Source organism: Pseudoselenomonas ruminantium, from assembly GCF_900104055.1.
GTDB classification, from domain to species: domain Bacteria; phylum Bacillota; class Negativicutes; order Selenomonadales; family Selenomonadaceae; genus Selenomonas_A; species Selenomonas_A ruminantium_C.
Genome location: NZ_FNJQ01000007.1, coordinates 45,833 through 61,719 on the forward strand (window position 1 = coordinate 45,833; position 15,887 = coordinate 61,719).

General features: G+C 52.3%; 16 protein-coding genes and 1 riboswitch. Of the genes, 1 reads left to right on the forward strand and 15 read right to left on the reverse strand.

Annotation, left to right across the window (positions count from 1 at the left end; all coding sequences use genetic code 11):
• Nucleotides 1–100: 100 nt before the first annotated feature.
• The 12 genes from BLQ59_RS04650 to ylxM form a co-directional block, all read right to left on the reverse strand.
• On the reverse strand, nucleotides 101–625 hold the full coding sequence (locus BLQ59_RS04650) for a lytic transglycosylase domain-containing protein (RefSeq protein WP_256324607.1): 525 nt from the start codon (nucleotides 623–625) through the stop codon (nucleotides 101–103).
• A 70-nt stretch (nucleotides 626–695) separates the two neighbouring features.
• Nucleotides 696–1,304 carry a dephospho-CoA kinase gene (coaE, locus tag BLQ59_RS16160; RefSeq protein ID WP_074571763.1) on the reverse strand — a complete coding sequence of 203 codons (609 nt, stop codon included), beginning with the start codon at nucleotides 1,302–1,304 and terminating at the stop codon, nucleotides 696–698.
• Nucleotides 1,304–2,125 (reverse strand): DNA-formamidopyrimidine glycosylase, encoded by an 822-nt coding sequence (mutM, locus tag BLQ59_RS16165; protein ID WP_371118270.1) that lies wholly within the window; start codon nucleotides 2,123–2,125, stop codon nucleotides 1,304–1,306. Before mutM ends, coaE begins: the two co-directional genes overlap by 1 nt.
• 10 nt (nucleotides 2,126–2,135) lie before the next feature.
• Nucleotides 2,136–4,745 (reverse strand): DNA polymerase I, encoded by a 2,610-nt coding sequence (gene polA, locus BLQ59_RS04665; protein WP_074571765.1) that lies wholly within the window; start codon nucleotides 4,743–4,745, stop codon nucleotides 2,136–2,138.
• 32 nt (nucleotides 4,746–4,777) lie between these two features.
• Nucleotides 4,778–6,094, reverse strand: coding sequence for a L,D-transpeptidase (locus BLQ59_RS04670; protein WP_074571766.1), 1,317 nt, complete (start codon nucleotides 6,092–6,094; stop codon nucleotides 4,778–4,780).
• A gap of 269 nt (nucleotides 6,095–6,363) precedes the next feature.
• On the reverse strand, nucleotides 6,364–7,095 hold the full coding sequence (gene trmD, locus BLQ59_RS04675) for a tRNA (guanosine(37)-N1)-methyltransferase TrmD (RefSeq protein WP_074571767.1): 732 nt from the start codon (nucleotides 7,093–7,095) through the stop codon (nucleotides 6,364–6,366).
• Nucleotides 7,085–7,630, reverse strand: a complete 546-nt coding sequence (gene rimM / locus BLQ59_RS04680) for a ribosome maturation factor RimM (protein ID WP_074571768.1) — start codon at nucleotides 7,628–7,630, stop codon at nucleotides 7,085–7,087. Before rimM ends, trmD begins: the two co-directional genes overlap by 11 nt.
• Complete coding sequence (locus BLQ59_RS04685) at nucleotides 7,602–8,033, reverse strand: YlqD family protein (RefSeq protein WP_074571769.1); 432 nt, start codon at nucleotides 8,031–8,033, stop codon at nucleotides 7,602–7,604. Before BLQ59_RS04685 ends, rimM begins: the two co-directional genes overlap by 29 nt.
• A gap of 77 nt (nucleotides 8,034–8,110) precedes the next feature.
• On the reverse strand, nucleotides 8,111–8,338 hold the full coding sequence (locus BLQ59_RS04690) for a KH domain-containing protein (protein ID WP_014424637.1): 228 nt from the start codon (nucleotides 8,336–8,338) through the stop codon (nucleotides 8,111–8,113).
• Between the two features lie 15 nt (nucleotides 8,339–8,353).
• Nucleotides 8,354–8,623 carry a 30S ribosomal protein S16 gene (gene rpsP / locus BLQ59_RS04695; RefSeq protein WP_074571770.1) on the reverse strand — a complete coding sequence of 90 codons (270 nt, stop codon included), beginning with the start codon at nucleotides 8,621–8,623 and terminating at the stop codon, nucleotides 8,354–8,356.
• 39 nt (nucleotides 8,624–8,662) lie between these two features.
• On the reverse strand, nucleotides 8,663–10,045 hold the full coding sequence (ffh, locus tag BLQ59_RS04700) for a signal recognition particle protein (RefSeq protein WP_074571771.1): 1,383 nt from the start codon (nucleotides 10,043–10,045) through the stop codon (nucleotides 8,663–8,665).
• Nucleotides 10,042–10,410: a YlxM family DNA-binding protein gene (gene ylxM, locus BLQ59_RS04705; protein WP_014424634.1), complete on the reverse strand. Its 369-nt coding sequence runs from the start codon at nucleotides 10,408–10,410 to the stop codon at nucleotides 10,042–10,044. Before ylxM ends, ffh begins: the two co-directional genes overlap by 4 nt.
• 173 nt (nucleotides 10,411–10,583) lie before the next feature.
• Here ylxM and lgt point away from each other — a divergent pair, with 173 nt between their 5' ends.
• The gene (gene lgt / locus BLQ59_RS04710) at nucleotides 10,584–11,372 is read left to right on the forward strand and encodes a prolipoprotein diacylglyceryl transferase (protein WP_074571772.1); all 789 of its coding nucleotides are present in this window, start codon (nucleotides 10,584–10,586) and stop codon (nucleotides 11,370–11,372) included.
• Between the two features lie 34 nt (nucleotides 11,373–11,406).
• Here lgt and BLQ59_RS04715 read toward each other — a convergent pair whose 3' ends face one another.
• The 3 genes from BLQ59_RS04715 to BLQ59_RS04725 form a co-directional block, all read right to left on the reverse strand.
• The gene (locus BLQ59_RS04715; RefSeq protein WP_074571773.1) at nucleotides 11,407–11,772 is read right to left on the reverse strand and encodes a hypothetical protein; all 366 of its coding nucleotides are present in this window, start codon (nucleotides 11,770–11,772) and stop codon (nucleotides 11,407–11,409) included.
• 144 nt (nucleotides 11,773–11,916) lie between these two features.
• Nucleotides 11,917–13,107, reverse strand: a complete 1,191-nt coding sequence (gene metK, locus BLQ59_RS04720; RefSeq protein ID WP_074571774.1) for a methionine adenosyltransferase — start codon at nucleotides 13,105–13,107, stop codon at nucleotides 11,917–11,919.
• 101 nt (nucleotides 13,108–13,208) lie between these two features.
• A riboswitch (SAM riboswitch) is annotated at nucleotides 13,209–13,312 on the reverse strand.
• A gap of 84 nt (nucleotides 13,313–13,396) precedes the next feature.
• Nucleotides 13,397–15,877 (reverse strand): U32 family peptidase, encoded by a 2,481-nt coding sequence (locus BLQ59_RS04725; protein ID WP_074571775.1) that lies wholly within the window; start codon nucleotides 15,875–15,877, stop codon nucleotides 13,397–13,399.
• Nucleotides 15,878–15,887: the final 10 nt, after the last annotated feature.

Below are 15,887 nucleotides of genomic sequence, written 5' to 3' on the forward strand. Positions count from 1 at the left end.
AAGGATGAGCGCTGGCGGACGTAAATCCCGTGATGGGATTTCAGTCCGCGTTTTCTTTTGTTACTTTTCTTTGCGCCAAAGAAAAGTAAGGGGATATGCATTATTCAGGATACAACTCTCTATACTTTTTGCGGTCACCAATAACCTGTCTTACATAATCCCGCGTTTCCTTAAACGGAATCGCATTGATATCATGGAACTCATAGTTCCAATCATTCTCCTCCATCCACGACTTGACATTGCCGCGCCCGGCATTATAGGCTGCCAGCGCCAGCACGTCATTGCCCTTGAATTCTTTTTCCAGTTCAGCCAGATACCAGGTGCCATAGCGGATATTGCGGTCCGGCTCATGGAGATTGTCCAGACTATAGTTCTTATCGCCAAGCTGCCCGGCAATCCATTCAGCCGTATCCGGCATCAACTGCATGAGTCCTACTGCTCCGCGGTGAGACAAGGCTGTATGCTTGAACTTGCTCTCGCTCTTGATGACGGCTGCAGTCAGGTTACTGTCCACATGATAGACCTCCGCATATTTCATCACCGTATCATGATAGGGGTACACATAAAAATACTTGCGCTGTACTGGTTCGAACTGCAGTACCAAAAACGCACTGAGACTCACCATTAAAATAAATAAAGCAACGCAAAAGCAGGTGGCCATGCGTCGCTGAATACGCCGATTTTGCTGGACCCTGTCACGAAATCCCTGCATGGGTCCACTCCTTCCAAAGTTTTTCTGCCTGGGAAAAGCTATCCTCCAGGCTGCCATTATTATCGATAAAGGTATCTGCCCGCTGCTTTTTCTCCGTCAGCGGCATCTGAGCGGCAATGCGCCCTTGGGCTTCGGCCTCCGTATAGCCGTTGCGCCGCATCAGACGTTCAAGCTGGACAGCTTCGTCCACAAATACCAAACAGTTCTCTTCTGTCATTTTATCCCATCCGGCCTCAAAGAGCAATGGCACATCGAGGATTATGACGGGAAAATTTTTTCGCTGCATACAGGCAATCTGCTGGCGCATCACATGTTCAAGGATGGGATGCGTATGCTCATTGAGCCACTGACGCTCATTCTTGTCGGCAAAGACCTTCTGCCCGATAGCTCGCCGGTCAAGAGTGCCGTCAGGCTGGAGAATATCCTCACCAAAATGCTGCACATAAATCTTATAAAGTACGCGCCGTGGCTTGGACAGATGGTGGGCAATGGCATCCACATTGAGAACAGCGGCGCCCTTATCGCGGAAGAATTTAGCCATGGTGCTCTTGCCGCTGGCGATGCCGCCGGTAAGACCGATAATCCTTGCCATCAACACTCCTCCTGACAATGGGGACAGAAATGAGTGCCTCTGCCGCCAACAATTATGCGTTCAATCGGTGTCTGACAATTGCGGCAGGGTTCTCCCTTGCGGGCATAGACATAGAGATGGTCCTGATGGCTGCCCTTGCCACCTTCCCCATTCTGATAATCGCGGAAGGTCGTGCCGCCATCTTCGATGCCTGCGGCAATCACCTGATTGACACTTTCCCAAAGCCGCTGGCATTCTCCTGCTGACAAGGAACTGGCCGGCCGCAGGGGATGAATGCCTGCTAAGAACAGGGCTTCATCCGCATAGATATTGCCAATGCCGCCAATGTATTTCTGATTGAGCAGGAAGGATTTGATAGCTGTTTTCCGCCGGCTGACTGCCTGCTCAAGATACTTAGCCGTAAAGTCTGCCGACAATGGTTCCGGCCCCATTTCTGCCAGGCCCTTCAACATGGTCCGCTCCTCGGGCTTGATGCCATGGATGGTTCCCAAGGTGCGGGTATCGCCGTAAACGAGACTGGCTCCATACTGCAGATGGAAGATAACTCTGGCATGGCTATCGGTGGTTTTGCCTGTCGGCTCAAACACCAGCCGTCCGGTCATGCGCAGATGAAAGACGACTTCATTGCCATTATCCAGTTCCATCAGCAGGTATTTTCCCCGACGGTTCATGCCCTTGATGGTCCGGCCTGTGACCATATCCCGGAAACCTTCTGTATCCGGCCACTTGATCATGCGCGGCAGGCGAATGTCCAGATCCATGATTTTTTTGCCCGCCGTCTGTTTGTCCAGATAGCGACGGATGATTTCTACTTCCGGCATTTCCGGCATCTTATTTCGCCTCCGCCCAATTCTTCCCTGCATGGATATCGATGACCAAGGGCACGGATAATGCCGTTACCTGCTCCATCGCTTCCTTGAGGATTTTTTCCACCTGTTCCCGTTCGCCATCGATTACCTCCAGCACCAGTTCATCGTGAACCTGTACGAGAATGCGGCTCTTGACGTTGGCTTCTTTGAGCTTATGATAGACGGCAATCATGGCCAGTTTGATGATGTCCGCAGCTGCGCCCTGAATCGGGGTATTCATGGCCATGCGCTCAGCCAGGGAACGCTGCATGAAGTTGCGGCTGTTGATGGCCGGCAGGTCCCGGCGGCGGCCAAAGATTGTCGTCACATAGCCATCAGCATGCGCTTTTTCCACAATATCGTCGATAAATTTCTTAACACCAGTATAACGGGCAAAGTAATTATCAATATAGCTCTTGGCATCCTTGCGGGCAATATGCAGATCCTTGGCCAAGCCAAAATCGCTGATACCGTAGACAATGCCGAAGTTGACTGCCTTAGCATGGCTGCGCTGCTGGCTGCTGACTGCTTCCAACGGCACATTGAATACTTCCGAAGCCGTGCGGGCATGGATATCCTGATCCTGGCGGAATGCATCTATGAAGCGTTCATCTTGAGACACATGAGCCAGGATGCGCAGTTCTATCTGGGAATAGTCGGCCGATAACAGGCAGTCATAACCTTCACCTGGTTCAAAGAGCGCACGGATGGCTCGGCCTTCCTCCGTACGCACGGGAATATTCTGCAGGTTCGGATCCGAACTGGAGAGCCTGCCCGTAGCCGTCACGGTCTGATTAAAGGTCGTATAGATGCGTCCTTCTTGGCCAATCAAATCCCGCAGGCCATCGATATAGGTGGATTTGAGCTTGCTCAGCGTGCGGTAATGCAGGACCTGCTCCACGATTGGGTGCTTGTCCCGCAAAGCTTCCAACACTTCCGCATTGGTGGAATAACCGGTCTTGGTCTTCTTCACCGGCGGCAGTTCCAAGCGTTCAAACAGGACTTCCCCCAACTGTTTGGGCGAGTTGATATTGAATTCCATCCCAGCCAGTACATAGATATCTTCCTGCAGGGATTTCAGCCGGATTTCCAGTTCCTGCCCTTTCTTGTCCAACTCATCCCGGTTGATATAGATACCATTCTGTTCAATGGCAGCCAGGACCTCTACGAGCGGCAGTTCGATTTCACGGTAAAGTTTGTCCAGCTGCAATTCCTGTAACTTAGTCATAAGGATAGGCTGCAAGGCTGCCAGTATATGCGCCTGCCAGGCAGCTTCTTCGTATTCATCGGCAAAGCTTTCCGGTTTGGTCTCCTGCGGCAGATACATAGCCATCAGGCGATCCATTTCGTATTTGCTGGCCTCCGGATTCAAAAGATACGCCGCCAGTTCCACATCAAAATAGGACTTTGCAGGGACAAAACCTGCCTGATAGAAGGCCTTGAGGTTATAGACCACCGTATTTTTCTGCGCACAGATTCCCTTGACCAAGGTCATATCCTCTGCCTTATCCACCAGGATCAATTTCTGCGCAGGCAAAGTACAGATGAGCAACGCCTGCACCTGGGCAAAGGGCTTCTCCGCAGCAAAGATAGCGCTAAGCGCCAGACTGTCTGCAGCTGTCAATTCTTTCTGCAGTTCCTCGCCCTGCAGCTGCGTATAATTTAAATCAGCTGCCACGGGTTCCGGCATAACGAACTCCAGCACAGGATTATCTGCCCCTTCGCCGTAGAGTTTAGTGAAGTTCTTCCAGACGGCCTTCAGTTCATAAGCATCACAGAAGGCACGCATCTTTTCATGGTCGGGGGTGATGGCATAGCTGTCCCAAGCCAGTTCCATATCCGGCACTTGGCATTCAATGGTAGCCAGTTCCTTGGATAGTACGGCCTGTTCCCGGTTGTTCACCAGATTCTCCTTGAGCTTCTTGCCGGAAATTTCGTTGATATGCTCATAGACGCCCTCCAACGAACCATAGGCAATCAGGAGTTTCCCTGCGGTCTTCGGCCCTACGTTGGGCACGCCAGGGATATTATCCGAGGTATCCCCCATCAATCCTTTATAGTCGATGAGTTTTATGGGTTCAAAGCCATATTCTTCCTGAAAAGCGGCTTCATCATATTCTTTCAGATTCGAAATGCCCTTCTTGGTCAGCAGGACCTTCAGATTAGGTCGCACCAACTGCAGGGCATCCTTATCTCCTGTCACCACCAAAACATCGTGACCTGCTCCTGCCGCCTTTGTCGCCAATGTGCCGATGATATCATCGGCCTCATAGCGTTCCTTTTCGATAAATGAGATACCAAAAGCTGCTGCAAATTCATGCAGCAGCGGAATCTGGGCGAGGAGCTCTTCCGGTGTTTTGTCCCGGGTTCCCTTGTAGTCAGCATACCGTTCCGTGCGGAAAGTCTTCCTGCCTTTATCGAAGGCAATGACCAATTTGTCCGGCTTCAGTTCTCCCAACAGCTTCGTGAGCATATTGGAAAAACCGAAGATGGCATTGGTATGATGGCCCTGGGAATCCGTCAAGTCAGGCAGCGCATAAAAGGCACGATACATCAGGCTGCTGCCGTCCAAAATCACAAAACGCTGGTTCAAGCGAATTCCTCCTATTCAATTACTTCTGCTAATTACTTGGTCTTTTCTTCCTTAGCCTGTTTCGACTCGCCTTTGACTTCTGCCTTGCTTTCCTTTTTCACGTCCGCTTTGGCATCGTTTTTGGCTTCAGCCTGCTCAGCACTATGATCGATTTTCTGCGTTGCATCGATCTTCTCATCCGTTTTGGTCGTTACAGTTTCCTGCGTTTCCACCGGAACGAATTTCATGACATAGTTATTATTGTCCAAAGTACCGCCGAGCTTGAAGAGCGTCTTGGCATCGGCTGCCTTGCAGTAGAGCACATCCTTCTTGTCTACGCCCGGAGCTGTTCCCAGCGTACTGATAAGCTTCTGCGCAGCAGCATCCCAGCCCAGGTTCACATGCGCTGCATCGGCCAAATCAATCGCCGGCAGATACATGACGCCATCCTGTTCAACGGCCTTGTTCTTCATCTTCTCGCCATTGACATAAAGCGGATAAACCTTGGCCACATAGGTGGGCTCGCCATCGGAAGCATTGATTTTTGCTTCAATATCTTCGTTGCTGACGAAGTTGGCTACACCATAACCGGCCAGCCACTTATTGACATCTTCGACATTGAGGTTCTGCCAGCCATAGCCATCCGGATAGATATAGTAAACAACGGTATTATCATCGAGCTTCTCAACCACGACACGGTTGTAGGTGATTTCTACCGGCGTGCCGATCTTCACCAGATCAAACAGTGCTTCTATATCCTTTTCATGCAGGCGGATGCATCCGTTGGATACATAATGACCGATGGAATTGGGACGGTTGGTGCCATGGATACCATAGTTGCCCCGAATCTGCATCCAGCGGTAACCCAGCGGGCAATCCGGACCGGAAGGGATGCTTCTGCCCGTAGCAGGATCTGTCCAGGTGGGATTATAATCCTTGGATTCGATCTTGTAATAGCCTACCGGAGTCGGCGTGGAAGCCTTGCCCGGTCCAATGGGATACAGGCGGATTTTCTTGTTGCCTTCAAACAATGCCAGCGAACGGGCTGCAAGGTTAATGGAAATCTTTCTTTCCTGCGATTGTTTTTCCGTTTCTACCGGAGCTGGTTTTTCCTGTTTATTTTCAGCAGCAGGTGCAGGTGCTGGCTGCGCCGCTTTTTCCTCCGGCTCTGCCTTAGGCTGCTGGGCTGCCACCTGAGCCTGTCCCGCAGCTATTGCTGCCGCTTTTTCCTCCATCGTCGGTTCCTTGATCTGCACGGACATATCCGCAAAAGTAGGAACATGATCTGCTTGTTCTGCAGCTACATAGGAACTTATCCCACTGGTCAACAAGGCTGCCCCCACCAAACCGGCACAAATATTCTTGAGCATAATCGATATCTCTTCTCTCTCCATAAAATTTGACCGGTCAATTGACTTGTCAAATTGACTGGTCACTACACTATCCTATCATTATGGCAGGATTTTTTCAATAAGAATATACACGAATCTGAAAAAACATCCGTCAAACATCAACGGAAAAGAATTTATAATTTTCCCAACTCAAAAGGCCGTCTGCAACAGGCGGCCTTTTGAGGTTATATATCCAGCACACATTACAGGAATTATGTTCTCTCAGAATATTTCCCACGCACAGAATATTATTCATTTTCTGCTAAAAACTGCCTGTCTTTATCCGACAGTTCTGCTTTGTCCAGAAGGTCAGGCCGGTGTTTCTTCGTCACAAGCAGGGACTGCTCGCGGCGCCACTGGCGGATCTTGGCGTGGTCACCGTTCAGGAGTACCTCGGGCACTTCCATGCCTTCGAACTCTCTGGGCCGGGTATACTGGGGAAATTCCAGCAAACCTTCGTAGAAGGAATCCGTCGGTGCAGAATCCTCATGTCCCAGCACGCCTGGCAGCATTCTGGATACTGCATCCGTGATGACCATAGCCGGCAGTTCGCCGCCGGTCAGCACGAAATCACCGATGGAGATGGCTTCATCGGCCAATTTATAGATGCGGGCATCAAATCCTTCGTAATGGCCGCAGATAAAGACCAGCTGATCATAGCCTGCCAGTTCCTTGGCCTTGGCCTGATTGAAGGTCGGACCGGACGGATCCATGATCAGCACGCGGCGGTTGGCTGCGTATTCTTCCGTACGGGAGAGCACGTCCCGCACAGCCTTGTACATCGGCTCCGGCTTCAGCACCATGCCCGCGCCACCCCCAAAGGGGCTGTCGTCTACATGATGATGCTTGTCCTCGGCAAAGTCCCGGAAGTTGGTGAAATGGATATCGAGAATGCCGTTATCCACAGCCCGTTTGGTGATGCTGTCACCGAATGGGCCAGAGAACATCTCCGGGAAGATGGTCACCATATCAATGCGCATCGGAAATCTCCTCAGGCATCTCGACAACCATGCGGCCGCCAGGTACATCAATCTCCTTGACCACGGCCTTGAGGGCCGGAATCAGCAGTTCTCCGCCATCCGTACGGCGAGTCTGATAGACATCATTGCTGCCCGTGCGCAGGACATTTTCCACCTTGCCGAGTTCCTTGCCTTCGCTATCATAAACCGTCAGGCCGATGATATCAAAGGTATAGTATTCGCCTTCCTGCAGGGGAGCAGCCTCACTGCGGTCAACGGTCAGCAATCTGCCCGTCAGGCTCATAGCGGCTTCACGGACAGGATATTCCTTGAACTTCATCAGCACATACTGCTTATGGTACTTGCAGCTCTCGATATGGAGCATTTCACTGCCCACCATGACTTCCGTCATGGTCTCGAAACGCTCGACAAAGTCCGTCAGCGGGATGATGCGCATTTCTCCATGGATGCCATGGGGGGCGCCTACCTTGCCGATGGTCACGCGGTTCTTGTCGCGCTTGTTTTTCTTAGCTGCGAATGGCGATAACTTTGTCATCTTCCACCAGCACTTCCACGTTCATGATTTCACGCATATCGTCGCCCACATGAACTTCTACCTGATGTTCGAGCGTGCCCTGCACGATTTCTGCGCCCAGTACCATCTTTTCCATCTCTTCCTTGCGGGCCAGGGACTCTTCACGGAACTGCAGGCGCTTGTTGCGCTCTTCGCCGAAATGAGCCTGAATGGCCTGCAGACGCTGGATTTCCTCAGCCGTCGGTGCCTCAGCATCTGCCGGCTGGTTTTCCTGCATCACACGCTTTTCCTGGATATTGAGCTGCTGCACTTCGAGCTCAGCGCGGTTGATGCCCTCGGTCAGGTCCGTGAGAATCTTGTTCTTGAGTTTTTCCGTTAATTTTGCCTTAATGGTTACAGGCACTTTCAGTGAAATAGAATCCATGACAGTTCCTCTTTTCTCTTTCTTTTTTACAGCAAAAAAACGGCAAGACACCCAAAGGTAATCCTGCCGCTTTTCATTTAAATAATCTCAACCGTGACTTTCGTATTTTCCCGAGTGGCCGCGGCTTTGACCACGGTGCGCAAAGCTTTGGCGATGCGCCCCTGGCGTCCGATGACCTTACCCATGTCATCTTCTGCCACATGGAGGCTGAGCACGGTCTGCCCGTCCTCCTGCCGTGAAGAAACCTCCACGGACTCTGGATGCTCCACAAGGGACTTGGCGATTACTGCAACAAGTTTTTCCATGTCGCTTCTCTCCAATTACTTCTTCTTGGATTCAGCGAACTTAGCCATAATGCCCTGCTTGCTGAACAGATTTTTAACGGTATCGGTCGGCTGAGCACCTTTGTTCATCCAATCAAGAACCTTTTCCTCGTCGAGGCTGACAACTGCCGGCTGCTTGGAAGGATCGTAGTTACCGAGAATCTCGATGAAACGACCATCACGCGGAGCACGGGAATCAGCTACTACCACGCGGTAGAAGGGGTTCTTCTTTGCACCCATACGGTTCAAACGAATCTTTACTGCCATGAAATTTCACCACCTTTCGAAAGTGTAATGATTTAAAATTTAACGCATGAACGGCATCTTCGGGAAACCACCAAGGTTTCCGAGCGCCCCGAGACCTGGGAAGCCCTTGCCCTTCTGCATTTTTTTCATTTTCTTCATCATCTTTTTCATTTCGCCAAACTGCTTCAAGAGCTTGTTGACGTCCTGCACCTTGGTGCCGGAGCCCATGGCGATACGCTTGCGGCGGCTGCCGTTGATGATGGAAATATCAGCGCGTTCCTTCGGCGTCATGGAACGGATGATGGCCTCAATCTGGCGCATCTCCTTGCCATCGAGGTCAATATCCTGACCTTCGAGCTGTTTCTTGAGCCCGCCCATGCCGGGAATCATGCCTAAGATGTTTTCCAGCGAGCCAAGTTTCTTGACCTGCTGCATCTGGGAGAGGAAATCATCCAGAGTGAATTCATCCTTGCGGAGCTTCTTCTCCATTTTCTTGGCTTCTTCCATATCGAAGGTCTGCTGGGCTTTTTCCACGAGGGAAAGTACATCGCCCATGCCGAGGATACGGGAAGCCATGCGGTCCGGATGGAAGGGCTGGAGCGGTTCCAGCTTCTCGCCCACACCGACGAACTTTATGGGAACATTCGTGACTGCTTTGACGGAAAGCGCCGCACCACCGCGGGCATCGCCGTCGAGCTTGGTCATGATGACACCGTCTAAGCCAAGGCTTTCGTTGAAGGTCTGCGCCACATTGACCGATTCCTGACCGGTCATGGCATCCACAACGAGCAGGATCTCATGTGGTTTGACTTCTGCCTTGATATCGCGAAGCTCCTGCATCAGGGCTTCGTCAATCTGCAAGCGGCCTGCCGTATCGATGATGATCACATCGTTGGCATGGCTTTGCGAATAAGCGATCGAGGATTTGGCAATGGTCACCGCATCCGTACCCTGCTCCATAGAGAACACGGGGATGTCCAATTGCTTTCCTACTACCTGCAACTGCTTGATAGCAGCCGGACGGTAGATATCGCAGGCAACGAGCAAAGGCCGTTTGCCCTGCTTCTTGAGGGACAAGCCCAGCTTACCAGCGGAAGTGGTCTTACCAGCACCCTGCAAACCTGCCATCATGATGATGGTGGGCGGATTCGGGCTCATATTGATGCGACTCTGCGTGCCGCCCATGAGGTTCGTAAGTTCCTCATCAACAATCTTCACGACCACCTGAGCCGGCGTCAGAGTTTCCAAAATATCCTGACCAATGGCCCGTTCCTTGACGGTCTTGATGAAATTCTTGACGACCTTGAAGTTGACATCTGCTTCGAGAAGTGCCATCCGCACTTCCCGCATGGCTTCGTTGACATCATCTTCCGTCAACTTGCCATGACCGCGAAGCTTCTTGAATGTCTCCTGCAAACGGTCGGATAAACTCTCAAATATCAAACGGATACCTCCTGACCGAGTCCCTGTCCAATATAGGGTTCCAATCGGTCAAGGACTTCATCAACAGCCTTGGCATTGGCCGGCTGCTTTAGCCCTTTGATTGACTCGTAGATTTTTGCCAGCTCCTGACGCTCCCTGTTATAGCGCGAGGCCAGGCCCAGCTTCTTTTCGTAGGACTCCATCGCCTTCTCACTGCGATGGATATTGTCGTAAACCGCCTGCCGGGATATGCCCAGCTCCTCACCGATTTCCGACAAGGAAAAGTCCTCAAACAGGTGCAAGCGCAAACATTCCTGTTGCTTCTCCGTCAGGAGTGCCCCATACAAGTCAAAAAGCGTGGACAAATATAAGAACTGCTCCATCATGGTCATCACCTGCTTCGAAATTAGGTGCCAAGGTTTCCCCCTTGACATAGGCTATTATAGCGAAGGTCCAAGAGACTGTCAAGTGTTTTTCCTTGTCAGCTGGAAAATTTATGGAAAAAATTTTTTCATTCGGTTATAATTTAAGACAGATTTGAATTTAGGAGACGAAGCACATGCATCAATATTTATTCTTTATCGGCGACTTTCCCATCCGTTCTTATGGGCTGGTGATTTCCCTGTCCATTATCCTGGCCACTGGTGTTGGCTATTTCTTGGTCAAACAGGATGGGCGCGGAGTCGAAAAATATATCGTCGATCTCGGCATCTACTGCGGACTGGCAGGCCTTTTGGGCGCGCGCCTCTGGGATGTGTTCTTCTTCGACTGGGATTACTATTCCCACCATCTGACGGAGATATTGAACGTCTGGCAGGGCGGCATGGCCATTCAGGGCGGTGTAACGCTGGGCGTGCTCACAGGCATCACCTACTGCCGCTATCATAAGCTGGACACCCTGCACCTGATGGACGTACTTGCACCGGCCATTATCTTAGGTCAGGCGCTGGGACGCTGCGCCAACCTGCTGAACGGTGATGCCTTCGGGGCCCCCACGGGCGGCAATTTCGGCATTGTCTACCCTGCCACCACATTGGCCGCACATACCTATGGCACGCAGCCTCTGTGGCCCGCCGAGATCTGGGAAGGCCAGCTCGATATGGTCATCTTCGCCCTGCTGCTGATCTTCCGCGGCACGGTAAACCACGCAAAAGGGCAGTGCTTTGCCCTCTATGTGATGCTCTACTGCGCCGCCCGCTTTGGCCTGGAGTTCCTGCGCGGCGATTATGCGGAAAAAGTGCTGGGCTTTATGACCAGCGGTCAGACCACCAGCGCGGTTGGCTTTGCTTTGGCCTTTATCGCCTTTATCGCCTTTATCTATCTGCAAGGGAAAAAAACATCTGCCTAAAGAAAATGGGACTGCAGTTCAGCAGTCCCATCTTTTATATGGCCACGGCCCATTCTTCCTCTGGCACCATCACCAGACGATTGCTCTTCAACGGCAGGTTCAATGGCCGCAGGTCCAGTTCCCGCGGGCGCCATTTCCGCACAGGCTCGTCCTCAGGTTCCACATAATGCGGTGCGGAAATGCAGGACAGCTGGCAGTAGCCCAGGTCGCGAATCCACTCGTCGAGCATGGTCTGCACCACCAGCATCTGGCTTTTTGACATATCAGGATTTTCCTTGCATATTCTGGCAGTCCCCAATGAGTCGAGCAATATTTCCCCTGTAACCGCTTCTGGAGACAGGCCGAAGCCAAACAGCTCCTCTGCTCCCATGCGCCCCAAACGCTCAATCCAAACCAGCATAGCAATCAACTCCTCTCGTTAATACAAGATGACTAGTTTTCCCATGTATTATGATTAGACATTTCTGGCAAATATCCTTCAAATATAGACAAAGGACTGAAAAAGTTTCTGACACTTTTCCAGTCCTGTCTTCTTATGTTTTAATTATAAGCCTGCTTCTTTTTTCAGCACGTCAGCTTTGTCCGTGTGTTCCCAGGGCAGGTCCACATCGGTACGGCCGAAGTGGCCATAGGCTGCAGTCTGCTTGTAGATGGGACGGCGCAGGTCGAGCATCTTGATGATGCCGGCCGGACGCAGGTCGAAGTGCTTGCTCACGAGTTCCTCGATCTTTTCCTCATCCACCTTGTTGGTACCAAAGGTATCTACCATGACGGAAACCGGATATGCTACGCCGATGGCGTAAGCCAGCTGAATCTCGCACTTGTCGGCCAGGCCGGCAGCCACGATGTTCTTGGCCACATAACGGGCAGCATAGGCGGCACTGCGGTCCACCTTCGTGGGATCCTTGCCGGAGAAAGCGCCACCGCCATGACGTGCCCAGCCGCCATAGGTATCCACGATGATCTTGCGCCCCGTGAGGCCGGAGTCACCCTGCGGACCACCGATCACGAACTTGCCCGTCGGGTTGACGAAAATACGGGTATCTTCCTTGAGCAGTTCGGCGGGCACAACCGGCTTGATCACATGCTCGATGAGGTCCTTGCGGATCTGCTCGAGCGTCACGTCTTCATCATGCTGGGTGGAGATAACGATGGTATCCACAGCCACAGCCTTGCCATCTTCATAGGCAATAGTAACCTGCGTCTTGCCATCCGGACGCAGATACGGCAGCGTGCCATCCTTACGGACTTCCGCCAAGCGGCGTGCCAGACGATGCGCCAAGGCAATGGGCAGCGGCATGAATTCCGGCGTCTCGTTCGTTGCGTAACCAAACATCATGCCCTGGTCGCCGGCACCAATGGCTTCAGCGGCATCCATCCCGCCTTCACGCGACTCGATTGCCTCATTAACACCCTGCGCGATATCCGGGGACTGCTCATCAAGCGAAACGAGGATACCGCAGGTAGCGGCGTCAAAACCATATTTTGCACGCGTATAACCGATTTCCTTTACCGTATCACGAATGATCTTCGGAATATCGACATAGCACTTCGTGGAAATCTCGCCAACGACATGAACCTGTCCCGTCGTCACCATCGTTTCACAGGCCACGCGGCCCATCGGATCCTCAGCCAGGATGGCATCGAGGATGCTGTCGGAGATCTGGTCCGCCATTTTATCCGGATGACCTTCCGTTACGGATTCCGACGTGAACAGCATGCGTTTCTTACTCATAATCTTTCCTCCTTAAATGTAGCATAAACTGCTGCGCTGAATTAGCTCGTCTCCGTTGGCAAAAAGAAAAGGCTCTCATAAATGAGAGCCTTTCATCTTTACTCTCATCTTCTAGGACTATGCCTAAAGGAATTGGCACCGTTTCACGTTCATGATGGTTGCCGCAGCTTCATCGGGCCTATCCCTCCACTGCTCTGGATGAGTTTCTATTCAGCTGTAATTGATAATTTAATTTTACATGATTATTTTCCTACTGTCAAGGAAAATAGTCGAAACACTTTGATATTGGTCACAGGACGCCCCGGAAATAGTGGCCGCGGGTAATATCCAGGCCTTCCTGTTGCTTCAGTTCCGCTTCCTGGGCTTCGTCCAGGTTAGCAGGCATCTGCATGGCTTTTCTGTAAGCTGCCACAATCCGGGAGATTTCCGCTGACTCCATGGCCTTTGCTTCAATCTGCAAGGTCCTGATGCCTGCTCCTCTAAACTTCATGGCATGAGGCAGCATCGAGAGCGTCTTGCTGTTGAGTACGTGCATATGGCAGAACTGGTCCATGCGCAAAGGGAATAATGCCTCCTTGCGGTCTTTCAGTGCATACCGCCCTTTCGTGCAGGGATGACTGCAGGCACCTTCGCCCACATTGCCTAAGAAACTGCCCGTCACGCAGTATTCGGAAACCATCAGTTCCAGGCGGCCATGCACAATGGCACTCAGCGGCAGATTGCTTTCCTTGGCCAGAGCCTCCATCTGCTGCCATTTGAGTTCCGGCGACAAGGTAGCGGATGCCACGCCATAATCCTCAAGGAAGGCCAGTGTGCTCTTATTGTAGGAAATCAGGCTGTAATCGGCATGAATGGCAAAATCCGTCAGCCGCTTGACCAGATGCAGCTGAGCGATGTTATGAACATGCACTGCCGCCGGCGGAAAATTTTTCGCCGCTGTCAGGATTTTCTCAAAGAATGGTTGGAAATCATCCCGCATAATGCGCGGCAGGTTGAAGTCCAGACGGACACCAGCCTTCTGCGCCAGATGCCAGGCCTTTTCATAGTCCATCACAGTCAGGGCTTCATGTTCATAGGATTCCCCGCCGAAGATGATGCCATCCGCACCGCCGTCGATAGCAGCCCGCAGCTTGGCAAGAGTGTCCACCGCCACCATGAGTTTCGGCTGCGTCAGCTTGCCGGCAAATTTTTCTGCTTTGAAGGGCACCGGCTCTGTCACCCGCAGGGGATAATGCGCCAAACGCTGTGCATCCAATTCTTCCACGGCCTGACGCCGGGCTTCGTTGATCTCACTCATGGGCACCATGACTTCGCCGTTGATTTCCGTCGTAAGCTCAGTCAATTCGTAAACGGAAGTGCCGAGTCTGTCCACCTGCTTGCGAATGACATCTTCGGACAGAGGCCGTTTCTTGGCGGCTTCACCGATAAAATCCGTCTGACCGTGGCCAGTATGCCCTGCGTTATCCCGCAGGATGACCGTCAAGGGCTCGCCGATAGCAGACTTGACTTCTGCCGTAATCGGGATGCGCCGCACGGGCGCACCGCTGGCATATTTTTCCTTGGCACTTTCCATCAACTGAGCATCATAGACCTTGAATACCCGGTCATGGTCACGGACGGCAGCGGGAATCGCAAACCGCACCGTATCGCCACTTTCTGCAACGGTCAGTTTTTGACCTTTGACATCTGACATTTCGTTGATGGTCGCCGTTACCCGGCCGCCGACTTTCACCCAGAAGTCAACCTGATCCCCCAGTGCTAATTTCCCGCTGAGCTTCACGGTCACAAGGCGTTTATCCCAGTCGTAGGCGGTAACCCGGCCAATCAGAAGGCCGCGGTTATTGGGACGGCGGTCGCTCATCATCTTCTTGCCGGGACGGTCCACCAGGTAAGCCGTCGTAAAGTCACGGTTGAAAATCTGCGCCAGATTGTCCCGCGCTGACTGGTCAATCGTATAATCCTGACCGGTCAGATACAAATCGATAGCCGCGCGGTAGGTACCCACAACCGTTGCCACGTATTCCGGACGCTTCATGCGGCCTTCGATTTTGAGCGAAGCCACGCCCGCCTTGATCAGGTCTGGTATCACATCGATGGTATTGAGGTCACGCGGCGAGAGCAGATAACTGCCAGCACGATCTCCGAGCACATCATCCCCATGCTCATCCACCAGGGTATAGGGCAGGCGGCAGGGCTGGGCACAACGGCCACGGTTGCCGCTGCGGCCGCCGATCATGCTACTCATTAGGCACTGTCCCGAATAGCAGACACAGAGCGCTCCATGCATGAATACTTCGATTTCCACATCACAATGTGCGCAGATATGGGCAATTTCCTTCAAAGACAGTTCGCGGGAAAGCACCACGCGGGAAAACCCAAGTTCCTGCAGGGCTAGTACGCCTTCGAGGCTGTGTACCGTCATCTGCGTGCTGGCATGCAGCGGCATATCGGGGATGATTTCCCGGGCAATGCGGGCCACGCCTAAATCCTGTACCAAAATCGCATCCGCGCCAGCATCCCGCAGGAACAAGAGATATTCCTTGAGCGCCGGGATTTCCTCATCGTCGACGATGGTATTGACCGTGACATTGATCAGCACATCCCGCAAATGCGCAAAACGGATGGCCTCACGCAGGCCATCCTCATCAAAATTATTGGCATAGGCCCGGGCACCAAACTGCGTGCCGGCCATATAGATCGCATTAGCGCCGCTTTCCACGGCTGCAATCAAAGCCTCCCGGCTGCCCGCCGGGGCTAGTAACTCAATCATTCCATTTCCT